Consider the following 22,999-nt stretch of genomic DNA (forward strand, 5'->3'; position numbering starts at 1 on the left):
GATTGCTTCGTACCTCGCAATGACGGTTAAATTAAATCACCAAAACGGTTTGTTTTAAACCTTGCTGAACGCAATTCCAGAAGAAATTAAAAAAGGAACGGTCTTGGTTACGCGTAACGGTTTCGATGCGTTCTTCTTTGTATTGGTCTTTGGTATTGGATTTCACGACAAAATTTCCAAGTGTGGACATTACTTTCCGGACTTTTCCAGTGTCTTTATTGTAAAGAGTAACTTTCAGATCATCATATTTCACACCAAAATCACCGCTTGCATTCACATCATTTCCTGTAAAATTAAAACGTACTTCCCGCATATTTCCTTCTACTGTAGCATGAAGATAAGGTTTGATGAAAGGTGTCATCTTCCGGGCATCGAAATTGAAAATGCTTCCTTTGATATTGAATTTTTCCGTCCGATTCATGGGATTAAAAGTCCAAATAGCAGTGAGTTTGGAGTCTTTCATAAAATTGGTTGTAATATCCGCTTTTACATCCGGAACACTTGATTTTTGACGTCCGCTGTAAACATTTTGGATGTTGGCATTGAAATTAGAGAAAGTCAATTTTCCGGCTCCTGAACTTTCTAGTGTTTCTTCTTCATATTCGACTTGAGAATTTTTTAAATCGATGTTTTTTACTTCCAGAATAATCGGCAAATCCCGAAGCAATTTACTGTATAATAATTTCTTTTTTAAATCATCTGGCGGGATTTTACTTCGGAAAACATTGGCATGAACCGTTTCCAAATCCATTTGAGGGATTTTAAAGAACAAATCATTTCCTTGAAAACCAAAGTCTAAATCTGAAATCCCAATTGATTTTGCGGTAATAGTGTACAAATCTTTTTCTTTTTTCAAACTATTGACAAATTGTCTTCGTGAAATTTTGGGTTTCATTTCAAATTGATTCAATTTAAAATCATCCTTTTCAAATGAAATGTTTTGGGATTTTAATTGATAAACCGAATTGGGATGATAGTCCAAATTTTTGGCAGAAAATTGAACGGTTTTATAAATGATTGGGATTTGCTCTGAAAAGGTTTGAGGATTCATTTCGATGTTTTCCATCAAAAAATTCACTTGATTTACAGCCAAAATATTTTTTTGGTTTTGAAGCTGATTCAGTTTAAAATCGGCATTTTTGATTTCCAATTTTTTTAATTGAATGATATCTCTGAAGATCGTTTTGGCTGTTTTATTTGTTTTTTCTTTGTTTTTTCCTGAAAAAGTAGTGACTTGCGGGTGTTCGATGATGAAATTCTCGACGGTTAGTTTTTTTCCTATTTCATTTTTGATCGATTCGATTTGAACATTTAGATTTTTGGCATCAAGTGTATTTTGTATGCGCAAACGTGAATCGTTGATTAGAACTTTTCCTATATCCAATTTAAATGGAATTAAATTCCCAAAATCCTTTTCAATTTCTGCAGGAAGTTCGTTTTTATTTTGAATATGAACATCTACCGAATCAAACTTTAAGGTCAAAGCTTTGAAATTAAAATTTTCTCTATGATCAAAATGCCAATCCAAACCTGTAAACGTCACAGTTGGTGCTTTTACTTCAGGTAAAAAGCGATAAGGTTTAGAATTGGGTTTTAGGTGAGTAAGGCTGTCAATGGTGTTGATTTTGAATCCATTGAGGATAAATAAGTTGTTGTTGATTTTGAAACTATTGCTTTTTAATTCTTGTGATGGATTCAATTGGAAGAAAACCTCACCGCAAGTCAATTCAAAAGTAGAGTAGGTGAAAGGAATGTTTTTTTCCAAAGTTCTTTCAGAAAGATTCACACCATCCAATTCGATATCGAGATTATCGATTTGAGAGATTTTGGTTTTTCGGTCTTGGGCAAACATTGTAAAAAATCCATCATGGATCCCGAAGTTGCTGACTTGAATGACCGTCCCCAGTTTGGAAGAACTTTTGGTTGTGTCTTTTTCAATGGGTTGAAAATAAGTGATTTCGGGGCGATTGATTTGGATGGAATAAGCACTTAAATTCTTTTTTCTTAGTAGTTTAATGAAGTTTACGCCCACAACGTTGATTTCTCCGACTTTTGCTTCGAAATCAATTGGAACTTTTTCAGGGAAATTTTCTTTGGGCTTGATGCTGATTCCCTCTAGCGACAAACTATTGGTCAATAAAGAAAAACTTAAATTTTCATAAGTAAATTCATAAGCCGTATCATTTCTTTCCTCTATGATGGCTGGAACTTTTGCTTTGATCCAAAAATTGATACCAAAATGAAAAAGGATTAAAACCAGAAAAAATCCGCCGATCCAGTATAGGTATTTTTTTTTGGGCTTGAAGTTCAATTTCATTTTGTTTAGATATTGGGCTATTCTTGATAGTAGCCAATCCTTCCATTTGGTCCGGTCAGGTATACTTTGTTGCCATTTTTTGCTTTTTTGCAACTATGGTAACCGGTACCGCTGATGTTGGTCCAGTTTTGACCTCGATCTTTCGTTATGTCAACGCCTGTCAATCCGCATACCAGTGCATGAGTTCCGTTTAAAATACTTACACCGCTTTTGTAGCCTTTGGGTGAACTTACTGGAGTGGAGATGATCGGGGTTTTCATTTCTTTCAATTCGAAAACAAATAAATTGTTTTCAGAAGAATTGGGCTTCTCGAAATCTCCTCCAACAATCAATCCAAAATTTTCCAATGAATAATAATCGAGTCCATTTGCGCCGGCCATTTTGGATTCAGATTTTGGCAAGGCTACTTTTACCGGTGGTACGGAATTGTACATAATGGAAGAATGTTCACCGCCTGTAACTGCGATAAAAGTATTTTCGTCCAAAAGTTTTACATTGGAATTACTCGCCGCAAAAAAAGCTTCTCCTTTGGCAAAAACCGGTAGATTTTTTGGGTCAACTTTTTTCCAAGTATCTCCTCCATCCACGGTTTTTAAAACATAAGGTTCGCCATTTATGGGATCCCCTACTACAACACCTAAATTCTGATTGTATACCGAGAAATCGATGGCGTCCAAAAACACTTCTGGCGATTCATCTTTGTACACTTCTTTCCAATTGGCTCCTCCGTCAGTTGATTTGATGATGATACCGGGTGAGCCTATTGCAACTGCGATGACATTCATGGCATCCAATGCGTAAATGGAACGAAAATCCAATTCTTTGTATTGATCTAAATTGATCCAGTTGAATGTTTTTCCGGCATTATAACTTACACCGATTGTCCCATTTGTACCACTTACCCAGAGCACATAATTGTCTACAACTGAAAGTCCGCGGAAAGAAACAGTTGGTTTATCTAAATTGAGAATTTTAATTTGTTGTGCATACGAAAAACTGAGAAGGCTTAAGGTGAAAATGGTTAGGAGTTTTTTTTTCATGTTTTTTTGGTTGTAGGTTTAAAGCATGGGTTTTACGATAAAAATACCGGTAGAAGTGACAGAATCGACTCGTATTTTGGTGCCGGATTTCACATCATGGTCAAAGTCGGTCATGGCATCCATGATTTTCAATACACCATTGATATGGATTTGAATTTTACCGGAACTGCTTCTTTTTCTTCCTATATCACTGATGACTTCTCCGATCGAATTGACATTTTGAGTGGCTTCTGGGGTTTGATTTTGTTTTAATTTTTGAATGAAATAAAACAGAACAGACATCACCGCCATCAAAATTATTCCACTTAAGACACCTATAATCAGAGATGTAGATAAGCCAAATCCTTGGTAAAGACTTGAAATACTGACCCAACCAAACATGGAGAAAAACGCCGCAATGTTTTTAAATGCCAGAAAATTGGAAAAAATGTATTTTCTTTTTTTATCGGGCTTTCTTTTGATGATGGTGGAAATAATTTGGTAGAAAAATATAAAAGTAGATACGATGGACAAGATCCAAAGTACCTGTTCGTACCAATTTAATATTTCAAACCAATCAAGCATACAACAGTTATTTTTTTATAAAAACAATAATAATTTGGACAACACAGCTTTATTGGGCTACATTGTCATCTGACAAATCTTTCTCTTCAGTTGAGTCTGTCTTGCTTAAGTTTTGAGTAGGAGGGATAGGTTGAGTTGGCGCAATTTCATTTTTTTCTTCTCCTTTCAGATATGAAGGCAATTGCATTCCAGCCATATTGAACATATCTTCAAGCGGCGGAACGGCTTTATAAATACCGGAAATAAAATTGGCAGTTGAGGTTTTTCCGTCTGCGTTGTTTCCATTTCCATCCCAAACCGTAACCTTATCGATTTTGATATTTTTGATGGCTTCTGATTGTGTTTTTACCAATTCCGGTAATTTATCCGCAATCAATAACAATACTGCATCTTTCGGGTCATCACCGGCTGATTTTACGATCTGTTCCAAACCTTGGGCTTGTTTGGTGAGGATTTCATAGAGTCCTTTTGCTTCTGCTTCTTTTTTCAAAAGAATCGCATCTGCTTCACCTTTTGCTTTTTGGCGGATCATTTCTGCTTCTGCTTCTGCTTCGATGACCAATTTACTTTTTGCGATTTCTGCCGGTATCACGACATTGGCATGTTGGGTGGCCTTGTCTCTTTCTGCCCGTTTGTTTTCTGCCAATTGCTCTGCTTCATAAGCTTCTTGTAAAGCTCGAGCGCTTTGTACTTTTTCAGATGCCGAAGCTAGTTTTTCTGCTTCCGCTTGTTTTTGTCTTCGCAATGCATCTGATTCTGCGATTTCGATTTTGGCTAAATTCTCTCCTTCAACTGCTTTGGCATTGGCAGCTGCAATTTGAATTCTTTCGTTTTGAAAAGCATTGGCTTCCCCAATTTTGGCTTCGGCCAAAGAAGCGGCAACTTGCGTACGTTCGTTTTGTTCAGCAAGTGTTTCACCAATTTTAGCTTGTGCAAACAAACTCGAAACCCTCGTTCTTTCATCTTGTTGCGCATTTGCCTCACCGATGGCTCCGTCTCTGTTTTTTTCGGCAACCGAAATTTTGGCAGCATTGATCGCATGAGCTGCAGCTTCTTTTCCAAGTGCTTCGATATAACCAGATTCATCCTGAATGTCCGTAATGTTTACGTTGATTAATTTTAAACCAACTTTTTGTAATTCTGCTTCAACGTTATCGGTAATGTTTTGTAAGAATTTATCACGGTCAGAATTGATTTCCTCGATATCCATGGAAGCTACCACCAAACGCAATTGGCCAAAAATAATTTCTTGAGCTAAATCTTGAATGTTTTGTAATCCCAGACCCAATAAACGTTCGGCAGCATTTTGCATCACACCGGGATCTGTAGAAATTCCGATCGTAAAGCGAGAAGGGACATTGACACGGATGTTCTGTCGGCTCAGAGCATTGGTCAAATTTACTTCAATGGACATCGGCGTCAAATCCAGAAATTCATAATCCTGAATGACCGGCCAGATAAAAGCTGCACCACCATGGATACATTTGGCAGATTGTCCTTTTCCGGTTTTTCCATATACAACTAAAATCCGGTCAGAAGGACAACGTTTGTAACGTCTGATGATGGAAAAAAACATAACGATCACAAACAACATGGCGACAATCAACCCAATGATTCCTGCGAATTGGGCTAAACTGTTGGATTGTGAAAAAATAACGGTATAAATCATAGGGAAAGTGGTTTAATTATCAATACGCCGTTTTCTGTTACGGACTCAACTTTAACTAAAGTTCCTCTTTTTATATCTGTGTCTAAATCTGTAATGGCAGTCATTTCTCTTAGGGTTCCTTGGACGTTAATTTGGACTTTTCCGGCTTTTGATCTGTTTTTTCCTACTTCCAAATAAACTTCTCCGGTTGCATTGACAGCATTCTGGTATTCCAATGTTCCGCTTTCCGACATTTTGTTTACATAATAAAATAATGCAGCCATGATGCCCATCATGATGAAACCACAAACTGAAGCAATGATGGTAGAGGTTATCAAACCATAACCTTGGTGAAGGCAAGCGATACCAACCCAACCAAATATGGCGAAAAATGCTACACAATTTTTAAAGGTGAAAAATTGAAATCCTGCACCATCCAAATTAACGTCAGTTTCTGCATCACCACCAGCAAAAGTGCTGATGAGTATGAACAAAAAAATAGTGGATGCAATGATAGCCAATGCCCAAAAAACCTGTTCAGGTGAAGTTAATCCATAGAACCAATCTAGCATACCCAAAAATTTACCCTTTAAGAATCCGCAAGTTAAAACATTTTTTTGAATTCTTTAACATTTCAATAGAGTTTCATTAACCTAAACAATTGAAACTGAATCAGAAAAATGTCAAAATTTATTTTCAATTCCAGCTGCTTCCAGCATGAAATAATGAATATCTGTGTTTTTAATAAATGGTTTTAAATTTTCACTTCCCGGTCCAAACATCGCCAATTCTACATAATCAGCCGAATGATCCATGCTGATCCATCCTATGGAATTATGGTTTTTTTGGATTTCAGAAAAAGTTTTAAAAGGTAAATTTTTATAATTGTACAATCCATCTTCTTTTACCAAACCACTGTAATAAGATTTAATCAATTTGATCTCTTCAGAATTTAGAGAAAATCCATTTTCTTGCTCTACCAATTCTTTGATTTGTTTTTCAGAAGAATCTGGATGGATTTGGTTGAGTAAATATTCATTGGTATGGGAATATTGCTGTAAACTTTCAAAATTTTCGTTGGCATTTTTCCCATAAATAACACCCGGATTGGCATTTCCATGATCTGTGGTTACGATGACCAATGTGTTTCCATCTTTTTCTGCAAAATCCATGGCAACTTTCAGTGCTTCATCAAAAGCAATTTGGTCGTGAATCAGTCCGGCAATATCGTTGGCGTGAGCCGCCCAGTCCACTTTTCCACCTTCTACTTGTAAAACAAAACCTTTTGGATGAGTTTTCATACAATCGATGGCTTTTTGGGTCATTTCAGCAAGTGTAGGAATTTTATTTTCTAATTCTTTTGAGGAATTTCGGTCGATGGTGAAAGGCAGTCCATCATGATCAAATACACCCAAAAGCGGTTTGTCATTTGGAGAATTCATCAATTGACCTCTAGATTTTACAACTTTGTAGCCCTTTTTTTCATATTCCTCATAAATATTTTTTCGGTCCTTTCTTTTTTGCGAATTAAAATATTGGTCACCACCGCCCATCAAAACATCAAATCCTTGTTTTAAATATTCTTCCGCTATTTCAGACTGGGCATTTCGGCTGTCATTGTAAACACAAAATCCTGCCGGCGTAGCATGTGTAATCGGAACGGTTGTAACGCAACCTGCTTTTTTACCTTTTTGTTTAAACTTTTGCCAAATGGGTAGATTTTCTTTTCCATTTGGACTGATGTTCAGCGATCCGTTTTTAACCCTGATCCCACCTCCAAATGCTGAACTTGCAGCAGCAGAATCAGTTACGATGGAACTTGCCGAAGCCGTATCCATCAATGCGCGGGAAACTTTATTTTCTTTGTACAAAGACATCCAAGTGGAACTTTTTCCATGAATTCGGTTGAGATACAAATCGGCCATATTGAGCGTCCCGGTACTCATACCATCGCTGATGAGCATGATGATGTTTTTTGCTGTACCACCTTTGTTTACGTAATCGATTTCTTTTCCGAAAACATCAATCGGTGAAAGGATGGCTGTTCCTGCAGCAGCTAAACTACCATATTTAAAAAATTTTCTTCTGTCCATAATTATAAATTGGCCGAAAGGTAAAAATTTTGAAGTTTCTTCTCGTTAAATTTCAATTAAGAATGAATGTCTTTATGAAATTTCTTGTTTATTTGTGGTGAAGAAATGAAATAGAATGAGGATGCGTTGGTTGGTTTTTTTTGGAGTCATTTTATTGATTGAATGGTACGCTTTCCAAGCGTTTAAAACCCTTTTTGACAACCGTTGGTTGCAAAGAGGATATCTTTTGGTTTCTGTTTTGATTTTGGTTTTTATCATCGTTACTTTTTATAATTTTGATCGATCCATCGGTCAAAACCGACAATTTTTAACGGCATCCGGATTATTGTTATTGGTTTATTTACCTAAAGCGGTCATTGCAGTTTTCTTAATGGGCGAAGATATTTTGAGGGTATTTACCGGTATTTTTAATTTCTGTTCGGGAAGTGCCGGCGCTGATGCGCAATTGTTGCCAACTCGACGTAAATTTTTAAGTACAATTGCGCTTGGAGCTGCATCAATTCCATTTATTTCCGTTTTATATGGTATCGTTCAAGGTCGTTTCAATTATAAAGTGATCAAACAAACGGTTTATTTTGATGATTTGCCGGAGGAGTTTGATGGGATGAAAATCATGCAATTGTCTGACATTCATAGCGGTAGTTTTGATCATCGGGAGAAAATCCAGCATGGTATCGATTTGATCAACGATCAGGATTTTGATTTGTTGGTTTTTACGGGAGATTTGGTCAATAATTTTGCGTATGAAATGGACGACTGGATCGAGATGTTTTCAGAGATAAAAAATCCTAAATTTGGTAAGTATTCGGTTTTAGGAAACCATGATTATGGTGATTATTCTACTTGGAATTCAGAAAAAGAAAGGAATTTGAATTTTCAAAAAATCAAGGCCATTTTTCCTAAAATTGGATTCAAATTATTGTTAAATGAATCGGTTTCATTGAAAAATGAACATTCAGAGATCAAATTGGTTGGGATTGAAAATTGGGGAGCCGGAAGATTTCAGAAATATGGAGATTTGAAAAAGGCTTCAGATAGTTTGCAACCGACTGATTTTAAAGTCCTTTTGTCACATGATCCATCTCACTGGGAGGTTCAAGTTAGGGAAAATGCGATGAATTATCAATTGACATTAAGTGGTCATACGCATGGGATGCAGTTTGGGATAGAGATTCCGGGATGGATCAAATGGAGTCCGGCGGAATATGTTTACAAATATTGGGCAGGACTGTACCACACCGCCAATCGCTATTTGTACGTAAACCGCGGATTTGGTTTTCATGCTTATCCGGGTAGAGTAGGGATTTGGCCGGAAATTACCCTTCTTGAATTAAAGAAGAAATCAAATTCGTAATTTGGCAGCATGAATTCATTTACGGAAGAAAATTATTTAAAAGCCATGTTTAATCTTTCAGAGAAATCTGGAGAAGTAACGGTAAAAGAATTAAGCGAATCTTTGCATATCAAAATGCCGACGGTTAACAGCATGGTAAAAAAATTAGCTGCAAAAGGTTTTTTAAATTACGAATCCTATAAACCGATTCAATTGACAGCATCGGGTACAAAAGAAGCACTTTCCATCATCAGAAAACACCGCTTAACTGAAATGTTTCTGGTGGAGAAAATGGGTTTTGGTTGGGAAGAAGTGCATGAAGTTGCTGAGCAAATCGAGCATATCCATTCGCCTAAATTTTTTGCAAAAATGGACGAATTGCTTGATTTTCCGACGGTTGACCCTCATGGTTCGCCGATTCCAGATGCTTCAGGCGTGATCAGGTGGAATACTTATGAAACTTTAAGTCAATTTGAGCCGGGCGACATGGTGAAATTGGTCGCTGTAACTCATTCTAACGATGATTTTTTAAAGTATTTGAATTCAAAAAATATCACGTTGGAGATCCAAATCGAGATTTTGGAAAAAGAAAAATTTGATCAAAACATGACCGTAAGGTTCAATGGTGAAATTGAGGTTTTAAGTTCAAAAGTATCTGAAAAACTATTGGTAGAAAAATCAATCTAAATGCTCTATAGTCAATCCTTCATGTACAATTACCAAAGATTCGATTGCAATTTTAGAATCATTTGCTTGAAGGATAGGTCCCAAATATTTCGTAGGAAAACAGTTTTTTAGTTTCCACATCACTACCGGTTCTTGCTTTTCGTTTAGTAATTTAATCGTAATATTTCGTCTTTCTATTGTGCCTAAATCTTTAGTGCTGATCCAGTTGTAAAAATCGTTGTCGCTTTTTGAAATTGCTCTTTTGAAAATAACTTCCGAATAGTTTTTCTGACCAGGGATGATCATTTCCGTACCTTCTCTGAAGTCGCCATTTCGAACTAATATGGGTTCGATTTCGATATTGAGTCCTGAAATTTCTGAAACACCTATTTGTTTGCCTCCCCAATCTACCAAAAAATTATAGCGGTTGATGAATTTGTCATGCATGATGTATCGTTTTAGTTTTGAGTTAAATATAAGCTTTTTTCTCAACCCATTTTACCCTGAGCGACTAATTCTTGTTTTTAAAAATTCACCCGTAAATAATTCTTAATTTTGCCAAATGTTTCAAAACGATACGATTTGTGCTACTGCAACGGCTCAGGGTGTTGGCGCTCTTGGAATCATCCGCATTTCCGGTCCGGATTCCATTTCCCTTGTCAACCAAATATTTAAAGGAAAAGACTTGACAAAAGTTGATTCTCATACGGTACAATATGGATTTATCGTAGATACAAAACAGGAAACGCAAAAGAATGTAACCAATATAGATGAAGTAATGGTTGCCATTTTTAAAGCACCCAAAACTTTTACTGCAGAGGATTTGGTGGAAATCAATTGCCATGGATCTCCTTTTATTCAGCAAGCCATCATCGATTTATTGATTCAAAAAGGAGCGAGATTGGCGGAACCAGGCGAATTTACCCAACGCGCGTTTTTAAATGGTCGAATTGATTTGTCACAAGCGGAGGCTGTTGCAGATTTGATTTCTGCAGAAAATAAGGCTTCCCATCAAGTCGCGCTCAACCAAATGAGAGGTGGGATTTCAACTGAATTAAAAGATTTGAGAGAAGAATTGATCAATTTTACGGCTTTGATCGAACTGGAATTGGATTTTTCGGAAGAAGATGTGGAATTTGCAAATCGTAGCGAATTGGAAGAATTGATTCAAAATTTGAAATATAAAATTCGAAATTTATTGGCAACTTTCGAATACGGAAATGCGATCAAAAATGGTGTTCCGGTGGCGATCATCGGTAAACCCAACGCCGGAAAATCAACTTTGCTCAACGCACTTCTGAACGAAGAACGCGCCATCGTTAGTGATATCGCCGGTACGACTCGTGATACGATTGAAGAAACGATCACCATTGATGGGATCACTTTTCGGTTCATCGATACGGCCGGAATACGGGAAACGGAAGATGTGATCGAGGCCATCGGAGTTGAAAAAGCGAAAGAAAAAATCAGACAAGCGAAAATCGTTTTGCATCTCTATGAAGAGGATATTGATTTGCTTCGCGAATTGGAATCAGAATTACAAGACAAAATTGTTTTCAGTCTTTTGAGCAAAATCGATAAAAACGACTGGGCCACCGATCGATTTGAAAAATATCTTCAAGATCACTATCCAAACATGCATCATTTCGGGATTTCGGTTAAAACGGGTTTTAATTTTGATAAATTAAAGTCAGAATTGGTGAATTCCATTAAATCGGGTGTCGATGAAAATGCGGTGATCATTACCAATCTCCGTCACAAAGAAGCACTTCAAAATGCAATGGAATCTTTAGAAAGTGTAGAGTCGGGAATGAAGATGGGATTAACGGGAGATTTATTGGCATTTCATCTTCGGGAGACTTTGAAACACATCGGCTCTATCACGGGACAAATCGATGTGGATCAGGATATTTTGGGAACGATTTTCGGGAAGTTTTGTATCGGGAAGTAAGTTTGGTATATTGATAGTATCAAATAATATTATCAGCTATTCCCTTTGCGGAGAAAAAACACTTTAATCACCGCAAATTTAAGGAGAATAATATGTATATTCACTGCATAATTCAGAATTGTGGCAAGATATATCCATCAAAATAAGGATTGGACAAATTTTACATGGCAGGATAATGTCATAAATGGCATATTTGGAGAAGTCCGAAATCTGCAAGGAAGAATTTTAGGTCAAATGAATTCTTTAGGTTTTTACATAAAAGAAGAAACCAATCTTACAACACTAACGCTTGATGTCGTAAAATCATCTGAAATTGAGGGAGAACAACTCAATTATGACCAAGTCCGTTCCTCTATTGCAAGACGTTTAGGAATGGATGTCGCAGGATTGGTCCCAAGTAGTCGGGATGTTGAGGGTGTGGTAGAAATGATGTTAGATGCTACTCAATATTATATGCAACCACTTACGGAAGACCGTCTTTTTGGTTGGCATTCTGCACTTTTTCCATCAGGTAGAAGTGGAATGTATAAAATACAAGTTGGCACATATAGAACAGGTGAAATGGTTGTTGTATCGGGAGCAATGGGCAAAGAAAAGATTCATTATGAAGCACCTTCTCCCCAATTGATGGATGCTGAAATGTTTAAATTTCTCAAATGGTTCAATGAAGAAAATGAAATTGACCCAGTTTTAAAAGCGGCAATTGCACATTTTTGGTTTATCATTATCCATCCATTTGATGACGGAAACGGTCGTATTGCAAGAGCAATAACCGATTTAATGTTGGCTCGTTCTGATAAGAGTTCTGAACGTTTTTATAGTATGTCCAATCAAATTTTAATAGAACGAAAACAGTATTTTGCAGTATTACAAAAAGTTCAGCATAGTTCGGGCGATATTACAGAATGGTTGGTTTGGTTTCTTCATTGTTTAAAAAATGCATTGGTAGAAACCGAAACTATATTTCAAAAAATTCTATATAAAACGGAATTTTGGAATAACCACGAAAATACAGCTATAAACGAACGCCAAAGAATTGTATTGAATAAACTATTAGATAACTTTAAAGGCAATCTAACAACGTCTAAATGGGCGAAAATAACTAAGTCCTCACAAGATACTGCATTAAGAGATATAAATGATTTAGTAGATAAGGAAATTTTAATCAAAGCAGGTTCAGGCGGAAGAAGCACACATTATTTGCTAAAATAATCAATCCTTAATTTTTCCGATTTTAGCCAATATTTTCGCTTATTTTCCCAACTTTAAACTCAAACAAAGCACAATCACTATTGAAACACTGAATTTTTCAGGTTGTTTCATATTTTGTATCGAATACTATAAAGGTTTGTATATCCAGAGAAGTTTAAAATCCATTTACTGGATTAGACTTTGAATTTTTTCTTGATGCTTTTCATCACTTACTTTTAAAATATCTTCCAGCAAATCCGTCGAAATCGGTTTTGCATTCGGGTATTTGTGTTTTTCAAGAAAGTTTTTCAATGCCAAATTCAATTTTTTCTCTCCAATCAATTCGCTTAGTTCCACAAAAACGATGGCGCCTTTGGAATAGGAAACAAAGGCGTTTTCCTTGGTTGATTTCAACAAAGAAAGATCTTCGCTAAACCCTTTTTCCGCATCATAAATTTGTTGGTGAATCGCAAGGCGTTCCATCATTTTTTCTTTGCCGTACATTTTTTTATAAATCATCATTTCGGTGTACATCGCCAAACTTTCCGTGAGCATCGCATACCCTTCCCGATAATCCGGATCAATCTGATTGGTGCCCCACCAAAAATGCGCCACCTCGTGCCCCGCCAATTCATTCACCACATCTTGGTTGTAGTCGACACTGATGTTCGCATTAAACGTCATATTTTCGGTCATAAAAATTACGCAAGGATAAGCCGTTCCCGCAAATCCTTGTGTGAACGACGAAACTTCTGCAAAACGAACGGATTTAAACGGATACGGACCGAAATTTTCTGTGCAATAATCCAGCGTCAGTTGGGTATTTTCAATAAGATGATCGACGTTGTTTTCGTGCAACGGATAATACAAAACTTCAATCAAAATATCCTTGTGTTGCTTTCGTCGAACTTTGTATTGAGCGGAAGAAACCGCAAACCGAAACGGAACCGCATTCGCTGCGAATTGATAATAATTTCGACCTTCATTTTGCCAATATTTTTTCAATTCGCCGGTGCCGACTGCGATTTGATTTTTAGGTGTGGATATTTGCATATTCAAACTGATGAAAACGTCAATTTTATTTTTCTCTTCCTCTAATTTTTTCATTTGAGTTTGAATTCCCAAATGATACTTTTCACGAAGATTTTTATCGGGAATTTCATTTTCAGCATCGTACCCAAATTGCGGAAAATAACGGCTGATTCGCATAAATGAACCATCCGCAATAATGGCGTTGAAAGGATCATGACCATTGACCGCATTCCATCGGTATTCCAATTCAAATTCCAATTTTGCCGAATCTTGCGGTTGCATCGCTTGTTTTAAATTCAATTCAGAGATGGAATTTTTTAGGTTAAATATTTCATTTTTATAGTGAAATACGAGCGAATTAATTTTAAAATCATTGGGAACACTCAAAAGCAGCGAATCAATGGGTTGATTGTGAAGGTTTTTAACCCAATAATTTCCTTTGATGCGATACGAATGCTTTTCGGGAAACAAATCAATTTCAGTCGAAACAGATTTAATCGTAGGTTGCCGAATATTTTGGTATTTCCGATACTTTTTTTCATAGGTCGCTTTCTCTGAAATAAAGGTCTGTTTGTCTTTTTTCTCGTAGCCTTCTAAAAAATTGGAAGCACCAACAAATCCAAAAATCAAACAAATTCCAATGCCCGAAATGGTTACTATTTTTTTGTTTCGAGTGAAAAAGATTTGGTACAGAAAAAAGAAAATTCCAATTAATGAAATTCCAAAAAGTAAACGCCACAAAAATTTGGGCAAATACGCTCCATAACCGATGAAATCACTGTATTGGCCTTTGTAACCTGACAAAACGCCGAACAAAGGATTTGGAATAACGTTTTTCAAAATCGGTGTTACCAACAGTAAGAAAACCAAAAAGGAAAGTCCTAAAGCAACGTATTTATTTTTGCTGATGAAATTGACAAAAAGCAAAAGAATGGAAAGCACGAAAAGTGGAAAAGTATTGAAAACGACCAATCCAAAATACGCCTGCCAATCGAAGTGTGGAAAATTAAATAAAAATTGAAAAATGATGGCTTCAACGAGCATTAATCCGGAAAGAAAAAGAATCAAAACCGTGATGCTTCCTAGGTGTCCCAGCAATTTTTCCTTGGCGTAAAACGTGGTATTTTGAATAATTGAAAACCCCGAAGATTGGCTTCTCCAAAAAATATCGTTCGCAAAATAAACCACCACCAAAGTTCCGATGAAATAAAAGCTTTCGTTGATGGTTTGCGCCAATAATCCCGAACTCGCATATTGCTCTGGAAGCCTGATACCCATGTCAATATCGCCGAACATTTCCACGCCCAAATAAAACAAAAGAAGCAGCGAAATCACCACGAGCGGAATGCTTTTAAACAAATAAATGACATCCATTTTCATAAAAGAAAAAGCTGCTTGCCATTTGGTTTTTAAGGTAAATGAAGTAGCTGCCTTCATAAACGGAATTGATTGATTTTCCGTTGTTTTCAAATGTTTTACTTTCTTATTTTTTCTTTTGTAAATGGGTACAAATGAAAACGATTGAATCCCCAAATGCACCATTCCAAAAGAAATTAACGTGATGAAAATTCGATTCAACACTAAAAAATTTCGGAAGGGAACAACGCTGCTGTTTCTTTGCTGAACGCTTAAATCTTTGGCTTCAAAAAAATAGCCTGAAAGTCCGAAAACATCAACCAACGCTGAAACCCTTTGTGCAAAGAGCGATTGTGGAAGAGACTGTGCCATAAACGGTGCGTTGGAAAACATCAACACAATCATATACAGAATGTACAAAAACAAGCCCGTGATGGCTACCAATAATTTGTTGTGAAATTTTTGGGCAACGAAAAAGAGAATGCTGCACACCAAAAAACTATTGATGACACCAAATATCAAAAATGGATAAACGAAATGCCAAAGGTTGAATCCAGGATTCATATCTGATTCCGTTTGGAAATGCAATCCAATGCTGTAACCGTAAATCAATACAAGAAAACTTAACAAAGTGAGCACGTAAAACGATAAAAATCGGGCGAAAGCAAAATCCTTTTTTTTGATAGGTGTTGAAAAAACAATCAATCCAAAATCGGCATCTTTTTCTTTAAATAAAATGGAAAACGCCAAAAGCGTTGCGATTAAAATGAGCACTAAACTCAGCAAACCCGTCATAAAACCAATGGAGTAGGGCGCATTGGCAAGAATCTCCTCACCAATGGAAATATTGAGTTGATAACCTACAAAAAATCCCAAAACCAAATAAGCCAACAGCGTGAAAATAGTCGTTTTTTGCTTCAGTGCCGTAAGTAAATCGTTGAAAAAAACCGCTTTCATTTGTGACTATTTTAAATGATTGAAATAAACTTGTTCTAAACTCGGGGCTACGGCTGCAAAACCATTTGGACAAGTTTCTGCAAAAATCGTAACGTATAAAGCCTTCTCAATCAATTGTTTGCTGATAACTTTTAACTTGGTTTCCAAATCGGACAATTCTTCTTTATCAACTGCTTTTTGCCAAAGTTTTCCTTGAAGTTCAGCGATGAAATTTTTCGGAATTCCTTCTGCGACGATCTCTCCATTTTTGATGATCGCCATTTTGGAACAAAGATTCCGAACATCCTCGACCAAATGCGTGGACAAAATGATGATGACCTCCTCACCGATTTCACTCAACAAAGTGTTGAAACGGTTCCGTTCTTCGGGATCCAAACCTGCAGTTGGTTCGTCCACGATGATAATTTTTGGTTCGCCCAATAAGGCTTGAGCCACGCCAAACCGCTGTTTCATTCCTCCGGAAAAGGTGTGGACTTCCTTGTTTTTAGCATCAATTAAATTTACTTTTTCTAGCAGATTCATAATTTGATTATGGCGTTCTTTTTTATTATGGATTCCCTTTAATGTCGCCAAATGTTCTAACAAATCATACGCAGAAATTTTTGGGTACACACCAAAATATTGCGGCAAAAACCCCAAATGTTTTTGAATTTCCAATGGATTTTTCACGATATTATTTTCGTTAAAAAGCAACTTGCCTTCGGTCGGTTTTTGCAGACCCACGATGGTTTGCATCAGGGAGGATTTCCCGGCTCCGTTTGGGCCTAAAAGTCCGAAAATTCCGTTGTTAATTTCTAAATTTATGGCAGTAAGCGCCTGGTATCCATTGTCGTAAACAAGAGATACATCGTTGATTTTCAATGTATTCATTGGGTGATATTTAAGAAAAACTATGCTACATAGTCGATGATGTCTCCGGGTTTACAATCCAAAGCTTTGCAAATGGCTTCAAGGGTTTCAAAGCGTACGCCTTTGGCTTTTCCATTTTTCAAAATGGATAAATTGGCAGGTGTAATGCCGATTTGTTCAGCTAAATCCATACTTTTCATCTTCCGTTTGGCAAGCATTACGTCTAAATTGATGATGATCGGCATAATCTAAATGTATAAATCTTGTTCGTTCTGTAAATTTAGTCCTTGGCTGAAAATCTCGGACATAAAAAAAGCAAAAACCCCGAGAAAGAGATGCAACATGACAATCGAAATGATTTCTTTTTCAACCTCAATAAAAAAGGATGAAAAAATGATGAGGGTCGTGGGTAAAAAAATGTTGGTGAGGTAAAACCGTCTCAGGTGAATGATGTTTTCTTGGGTAAACAATTTTTGTTGATAAAACACTTTAAAAACATTGGACAACAACCAGAAAAACAAGGCGTAACACAATACCGGAATGAGGAACGCAAATACAAAATACGTCATGTTGTCTTCCAAAATGAGAAAAGATTTTTCCGAAAATGGATAATTGATGATGGTTTGGTTTTGCTCCAGTTCTAAATTGGTTTGGGTAAACCAACTAAAACTTCCGTAAACAACCGTCATTACATATACCCAAGCCAAACTTCTCGTAAGGTAAAACAGAAATTTGGAAATGGTTTTGGATTTTTTCATCGCAGTAAATATAAATTATTACTGCAAATATAAATAAATTATCGTAAAACGATAATATATTATTATTTAATTGAATTTATATAAGTTGTGAACAGAACATGATTAAATGAATTTCACTTCATTTGATCCTATTTTAATACGTCAATTTCTTAAGGGAAAATGTAACGTTTTCAGTGTTTTTATGGAATTTATTTCAACTACTTTAAATGGGTTGCGTATGACAACTGATGGCAATTCTGTCCCAAGCATTGATGGTGATTACCACCAAAATAAGTTGTGCTAACGTTCACATGTTCTAGCATTTGTTATAGCGTATTTTTAGTCATTTGATATTAAGAGGAAAAGCATAGCTTCGGTTGATAGGCAATTTTTGCAGTCGAAATCGGGCATATTCGGCGAAAAAATAAACATTCCTGCCGAAGAGGCAGGAGCGCAGACAAAAAGACGCATAATAAAATAAATAGATGAAATTTAAACAGGCTCTTATAAAGTTAGAAAATAACAACAGATTTATGGTGGGCTGACAGTAAACAAAACCTTTTGATTAAATTTGGCGAATGAATAGAAGCGGGAAATAAATTGGAAATTCTGATGTTTGGAACGCTTTTATAAATCAATCACATCCTATGTCCAACCGCAAAGAAATCATCCAAAAAATCCATCAAATCGTTGAAACGAAAATAGCAGATCTTCAATCCTTAATCGACGATTTGCGCAGTTCCAATACCGAAACCAAAAGCAGCATGGGCGACAAATACGAAACATCTCGCGAAATGCTGCAACAAGAAATTCGTCAGATTCAAACCCAATTACAAGTCTACCAAAACCATCAAAATTTAGTCAACCGAATCAAAGAAAAACCATCTGAAACCATCACATTTGGAAGTATTGTGAAAACTTCATTTGGCAATATTATGATCGTAACCAGTTTAGGCGAATTCGTAATAAAAGGAGAAAAATACATCAGCATTTCAGAACAAACACCTTTGGCACAACAACTTTTGGGTAAAAAAGTCGGTGATGCATTTGAAATCAATCAAAACCGATTTCAAATTTTTGAGTTGGCATAAACAGATTATGGTTTTACTTCTAAATTGATTATTTATATTTACAAATTCTATACTAAAAAAGTAAATGGTAGCCAACCAAAACCCTGAACAAATCGCCCGCGACCGCATCGATGAGATGTTGTGCGCTTCCGGTTGGGTGGTGCAGTCTAAAAATGAAATTGATTTTAGTGTTTCCAAAGGAATTGCGGTTCGGGAGTACCAAACTTCTGTTGGTCCGGCTGATTATGTGCTTTTTGTGGATCAGCAACCTTTAGCGATTATCGAAGCCAAAAAAGAAAGTGAAGGACATCGCTTGACGGTGGTGGAAGAGCAATCTCAGAATTATGCTCAGGCCGATTTAAAATATTTTAAAAGTACTGAAGGGATTCCTTTTGTGTACGAAAGTACGGGAACGGTTACCCGCTTTACCGATTACCGAGATCCAAAATCCCGAAGCCGAAATATCTTTTGGTTTCATCAACCGGAGACCTTATTGGAATGGTTCAGAAGCGGAAATTCATTGCGTCAAAGATTACAGGAATTACCGAATTTGGATACGGATGGATTGCGTCCTGCGCAGATAAAAGCGATAAACGAATTAGAAAAATCCTTTAAAGCCAACAAACCGCGTGCTTTAATACAGATGGCGACGGGCGCAGGGAAAACCTATACTGCCGCAACTTTTGTGTATCGTTTGCTGAAATTTGCAAAAGCCAAACGGATTTTATTTTTGGTGGACACAAAGAACTTAGGCGAACAGGCGGAGCAGGAATTTATGGCGTATCAACCGAAAGACGATAACCGCAAGTTTACAGAATTGTACAATGTCCAGCGTTTGACTTCCAGTTATGTTGCGAGTGACAGTCAGGTGTGTATTTCGACCATACAGCGGATGTATTCCATTTTGAAGGGAGAGGAATTGACCGATGATGCTGAAACGGAAAATCCCAACGAGCAATCGTCTTGGTTGCAGAAAAAATTGTCCGAGAAAGATCCGGTACCGGTGGATTATAATTCAAAGGTTCCGATTGAACAGTTTGATTTTATCATCATTGATGAATGCCACCGTTCCATTTATAACCTTTGGAAGCAGGTTTTGGATTATTTCGATGCGTTTCTAATTGGGCTTACCGCGACGCCGGACAAACGAACCTTTGGTTTTTTCAATGAAAATGTGGTATCCGAATACACCTATGAAGAATCCGTTTTGGATGGGGTGAATGTGCCGTATGAAGTTTATTCCATCGAAACAGAAATTTCGCAAAACGGCGGCGTGATTGAATCCGGTTGGTATGTCGATAGAAGAGACAAACTCACCCGAGCCAAACGATGGCAACAGGAAGATGAAGACACGGAATACCGCCGGAACGATTTAGACAAAGCCGTGGTGAATATTTCCCAAATCCGAAACATTATTAAAGAATACAAACGGGCGTTGGAAACTACAATCTATCCCGACCGCAAAAATGAAGATGGTAGTTATGAAGTTCCTAAAACTTTGATTTTTGCCAAAACCGACAGTCATGCAGATGACATCATCCAAATGGTGCGGGAAGAATTTGGTGAAGGCAACGATTTTTGTAAAAAAGTAACCTACAAAATAGACGAAGATCCCAAGTCGGTGCTCAACCGTTTTCGGAACGATTATCATCCGAGGATTGCCGTTACGGTGGATATGATTGCAACGGGAACCGACGTAAAACCTTTGGAAGTTTTACTGTTTATGCGGGATGTGAAAAGCGCCAATTATTTTGAACAAATGAAAGGACGCGGTACACGAACCATCAACGTTGATAAACTGCAATTGGTAAGTAAAACCGCACGCAACAAAAACCATTTCGTCATTGTTGATGCTATCGGTGCAACCAAATCCAAAAAGACGGACAGCCGACCTTTGGAACGCCAACCTTCGGTATCTATGAAAGATTTATTGGGTGCAGTAACCATGGGCGTGAAAGAAGAAGATGTTTTTCTTTCTTTGGCGAACCGTTTGATTCGTCTAGACAGACAAATTACCGACAAAGAACGCGAACATGTGGTGGAACTGAGCGGCGGAAAAGATTTAAAACAAATCACGCGTGAACTGATTGAAGCTTTTGATCCCGATAAAATTGAGGCATTGAGCCAAACCAAATTAGCAGAAGTTCCAGAACAAGATTTAACCCCGCAAAAAAAAGAAAACGCCAGAGCCGAAGCCCAACAAGAATTGGCAAAAAAAGCCTCGCTCAATTTCAATGGAAAGTTGAATGAATACATCGACAATGTGCGGAGACAGCACGACCAAATCATCGACCATATCAATCTGGATACCGTTACCAAATCCGAATGGGACACCACTTCTGTGGACAAAGCCCAAGGTTTGATACAGGATTTTACAGCGTACATGGAAACCCATAAAGACGAGATCAAAGCGCTCAGCATTTATTATAACCAACCCTACAACCGCCGGAACATTACCTTTAAAATGATCAAAGAAATTATGGATCAGTTGCGGATGGATCAACCCAGTTTGGCGCCGCTAAATGTGTGGCAAGCTTACCAAACCTTGGGCGAAACCCAAAGCGATGCACCCAAAGATGAATTGACGGCTTTGGTTTCCCTTATCCGAAAAGTCTGCGGAATAGATGAAACCCTGAAACCCTTTGATAAAACCATCGACGAGAATTTTAAACAATGGGTTTTTAAACAAAATGCCGGACAGCACAACCGTTTTACGCCAGAACAGATGGATTGGTTGCGGATGATCAAAGACCATGTCACCAGTTCGTACCATATCGAGATGGAGGATTTGGATTATACGCCTTTTGATGCGCAAGGTGGACGCGGCAAAATGTACCAACTCTTTGGCAACGAAATGGAACAAATTATTAATGAACTAAATGAAGTATTGGCAGCATGATGCAAGAAGATTGGGTGGAGTGTAGGTTGGAAGAAATTTCAACAAGAATTACAAAAGGTGCAACACCGACAACTTATGGTTACAAATTTCAAAAAAGCGGAATTAATTTTTTGAAAGTTGAGAATGTAAAAAATGGAGTAGTTGATTTGTATTCAATAAGAGATTTTATAAGTTTAGAAGCAAACGAGAATCAAAAAAAATCACAATTAGAAACAAACGATATTCTTTTTTCAATTGCTGGAACAATTGGAAATATTGCTTTGGTGAAGGAAAGTATTTTGCCTGCAAATACAAATCAAGCATTTGCAATTTTGAGAGGAATAAATCAATTTGCTTATCCAATGTTTATAGTTTTTCAATTAAGTCACTTTGTTGAAAAATTGAAAATAAAATCACGAGGTGGAGCAATGTTAAATGTTTCTTTGCAAGATTTAAAAGATTTTATTGCATTAATTCCCCCACTTCCCATTCAGCGTGCGATAGTAAAAAAGATAGAAGGTTTGTTTTCGGCATTGGATGCGGGCATTGCGGATTTGCAAAAAGCCCAAAGCCAACTCACGCTCTACCGACAAGCCGTTTTGAAAAAAGCGTTTGAGGGGGAGTTTGAAATGGTGAGAATTGGAGATAAGTTTAATTTCGTTGGAGGAGGCACACCAAGCAAAAAAAATGAGAGTTTTTGGAATGGAAATATTCATTGGGCTTCAATTAAAGATATCAAGGGAGATTTTTTAAATTCAACAACTGATTTTATTACGTCAGAAGGTTTAAATAATAGTTCATCCAATTTAGCATTGGAAGATGAAGTTATATTAGCAACTCGGATTAATCCAGGAAGAACAATTATTTCAAAAATTGAAACGGCAATTAATCAGGATTTAAAAGTTATAAAACCATTAAAGCCAACAGATTATAAATATATTCATTATTTATTCAAATCAATTGAATATAGATGTTTAAAGGCTTCAAGTGGAACAACAGTCTTAGGTATTAGTCTGCCCAATTTAAAAGATTTGGAAATTCCTTTTACAGAAGATTTAGAACAACAACAGCAAATCGTCAAAGCCATTGAAAGCCGTTTATCGGTTTGCGAGCAAGTAGAAACGCAAATAAAAGACAGCCTACAAAAAGCAGAAGCCCTGCGTCAAAGCATCCTGAAAAAAGCCTTTGAAGGAAAACTACTCTCCGAAGTAGAAATCGCCGCCTGCAAAAAAGAACCGGATTATGAACCGGCGGCGGTGTTGCTGGAAAAAATAAAAGCAGAGAAAACAAAGAAAACAACGAAGAAAAAATAGAAAA

At 36.9% G+C, this 22,999-nt stretch carries 18 protein-coding genes; 7 read left to right on the forward strand and 11 right to left on the reverse strand.

Going from position 1 to position 22,999, the window contains the following annotated elements; genetic code table 11:
* Positions 1-31: 31 nt before the first annotated feature.
* From HU137_RS10180 to HU137_RS10205, 6 genes are all read right to left on the reverse strand, one after another.
* Positions 32-2,317, reverse strand: a complete 2,286-nt coding sequence (locus HU137_RS10180) for a hypothetical protein (protein ID WP_182043743.1) — start codon at positions 2,315-2,317, stop codon at positions 32-34.
* 17 nt (positions 2,318-2,334) lie between these two features.
* On the reverse strand, positions 2,335-3,357 hold the full coding sequence (locus HU137_RS10185; RefSeq protein WP_182043744.1) for a WD40/YVTN/BNR-like repeat-containing protein: 1,023 nt from the start codon (positions 3,355-3,357) through the stop codon (positions 2,335-2,337).
* 18 nt (positions 3,358-3,375) lie between these two features.
* On the reverse strand, positions 3,376-3,921 hold the full coding sequence (locus HU137_RS10190) for a hypothetical protein (protein ID WP_182043745.1): 546 nt from the start codon (positions 3,919-3,921) through the stop codon (positions 3,376-3,378).
* 49 nt (positions 3,922-3,970) lie between these two features.
* A complete protein-coding gene (locus HU137_RS10195) occupies positions 3,971-5,515 on the reverse strand; it encodes a flotillin family protein (protein WP_394367612.1) in 1,545 nt (514 codons plus the stop codon).
* Between the two features lie 71 nt (positions 5,516-5,586).
* The gene (locus tag HU137_RS10200) at positions 5,587-6,141 is read right to left on the reverse strand and encodes a hypothetical protein (protein WP_182043747.1); all 555 of its coding nucleotides are present in this window, start codon (positions 6,139-6,141) and stop codon (positions 5,587-5,589) included.
* A gap of 111 nt (positions 6,142-6,252) precedes the next feature.
* Positions 6,253-7,662: an alkaline phosphatase gene (locus tag HU137_RS10205; protein WP_182043748.1), complete on the reverse strand. Its 1,410-nt coding sequence runs from the start codon at positions 7,660-7,662 to the stop codon at positions 6,253-6,255.
* A 115-nt stretch (positions 7,663-7,777) separates the two neighbouring features.
* On the opposite strand from HU137_RS10205, the gene HU137_RS10210 reads away from it, so the two are divergent.
* Together HU137_RS10210 and HU137_RS10215 are read left to right on the forward strand one after the other, a co-directional pair.
* Positions 7,778-9,016, forward strand: coding sequence for a metallophosphoesterase (locus HU137_RS10210; RefSeq protein WP_182043749.1), 1,239 nt, complete (start codon positions 7,778-7,780; stop codon positions 9,014-9,016).
* A gap of 9 nt (positions 9,017-9,025) precedes the next feature.
* Positions 9,026-9,682 (forward strand): metal-dependent transcriptional regulator, encoded by a 657-nt coding sequence (locus HU137_RS10215; RefSeq protein WP_182043750.1) that lies wholly within the window; start codon positions 9,026-9,028, stop codon positions 9,680-9,682.
* Here the strand turns inward: HU137_RS10215 and HU137_RS10220 are convergent.
* A complete protein-coding gene (locus HU137_RS10220; RefSeq protein ID WP_182043751.1) occupies positions 9,674-10,108 on the reverse strand; it encodes a phage tail protein in 435 nt (144 codons plus the stop codon). The two genes, HU137_RS10215 and HU137_RS10220, sit on opposite strands and share 9 nt — an antisense overlap.
* Before the next feature lie 115 nt (positions 10,109-10,223).
* On the opposite strand from HU137_RS10220, the gene mnmE reads away from it, so the two are divergent.
* Positions 10,224-11,612: a tRNA uridine-5-carboxymethylaminomethyl(34) synthesis GTPase MnmE gene (gene mnmE, locus HU137_RS10225; RefSeq protein WP_182043752.1), complete on the forward strand. Its 1,389-nt coding sequence runs from the start codon at positions 10,224-10,226 to the stop codon at positions 11,610-11,612.
* A 120-nt stretch (positions 11,613-11,732) separates the two neighbouring features.
* Positions 11,733-12,824 (forward strand): Fic family protein, encoded by a 1,092-nt coding sequence (locus HU137_RS10230; RefSeq protein WP_182043753.1) that lies wholly within the window; start codon positions 11,733-11,735, stop codon positions 12,822-12,824.
* Between the two features lie 165 nt (positions 12,825-12,989).
* Here the strand turns inward: HU137_RS10230 and HU137_RS10235 are convergent, their stop codons facing one another.
* From HU137_RS10235 to HU137_RS10250, 4 genes are read right to left on the reverse strand one after another with little or no spacing between them, the layout of a single operon-like run.
* The gene (locus HU137_RS10235) at positions 12,990-16,148 is read right to left on the reverse strand and encodes a M1 family aminopeptidase (protein ID WP_182043754.1); all 3,159 of its coding nucleotides are present in this window, start codon (positions 16,146-16,148) and stop codon (positions 12,990-12,992) included.
* Between the two features lie 6 nt (positions 16,149-16,154).
* Entirely contained in the window at positions 16,155-17,018 is an 864-nt protein-coding gene (locus HU137_RS10240) for an ABC transporter ATP-binding protein (RefSeq protein ID WP_182043755.1), read from the reverse strand.
* A gap of 20 nt (positions 17,019-17,038) precedes the next feature.
* Positions 17,039-17,242: a helix-turn-helix domain-containing protein gene (locus tag HU137_RS10245; RefSeq protein WP_182043756.1), complete on the reverse strand. Its 204-nt coding sequence runs from the start codon at positions 17,240-17,242 to the stop codon at positions 17,039-17,041.
* Between the two features lie 3 nt (positions 17,243-17,245).
* Positions 17,246-17,755, reverse strand: a complete 510-nt coding sequence (locus tag HU137_RS10250; RefSeq protein ID WP_182043757.1) for a DUF2975 domain-containing protein — start codon at positions 17,753-17,755, stop codon at positions 17,246-17,248.
* 626 nt (positions 17,756-18,381) lie between these two features.
* Between HU137_RS10250 and HU137_RS10255 the strand changes: the two genes are divergently transcribed.
* The 3 genes from HU137_RS10255 to HU137_RS10265 all read left to right on the forward strand — a co-directional run bounded on the left by HU137_RS10255 (position 18,382) and on the right by HU137_RS10265 (position 22,995).
* Positions 18,382-18,825 carry a GreA/GreB family elongation factor gene (locus HU137_RS10255; protein WP_182043758.1) on the forward strand — a complete coding sequence of 148 codons (444 nt, stop codon included), beginning with the start codon at positions 18,382-18,384 and terminating at the stop codon, positions 18,823-18,825.
* A 64-nt stretch (positions 18,826-18,889) separates the two neighbouring features.
* Positions 18,890-21,703: a type I restriction endonuclease subunit R gene (locus HU137_RS10260; RefSeq protein ID WP_182043759.1), complete on the forward strand. Its 2,814-nt coding sequence runs from the start codon at positions 18,890-18,892 to the stop codon at positions 21,701-21,703.
* Positions 21,700-22,995 (forward strand): restriction endonuclease subunit S, encoded by a 1,296-nt coding sequence (locus HU137_RS10265; RefSeq protein WP_182043760.1) that lies wholly within the window; start codon positions 21,700-21,702, stop codon positions 22,993-22,995. Before HU137_RS10260 ends, HU137_RS10265 begins: the two co-directional genes overlap by 4 nt.
* Positions 22,996-22,999: the final 4 nt, after the last annotated feature.

The sequence above is a fragment of the Moheibacter lacus genome (genome assembly GCF_014042165.1).
Classification (GTDB): domain Bacteria; phylum Bacteroidota; class Bacteroidia; order Flavobacteriales; family Weeksellaceae; genus Moheibacter; species Moheibacter lacus.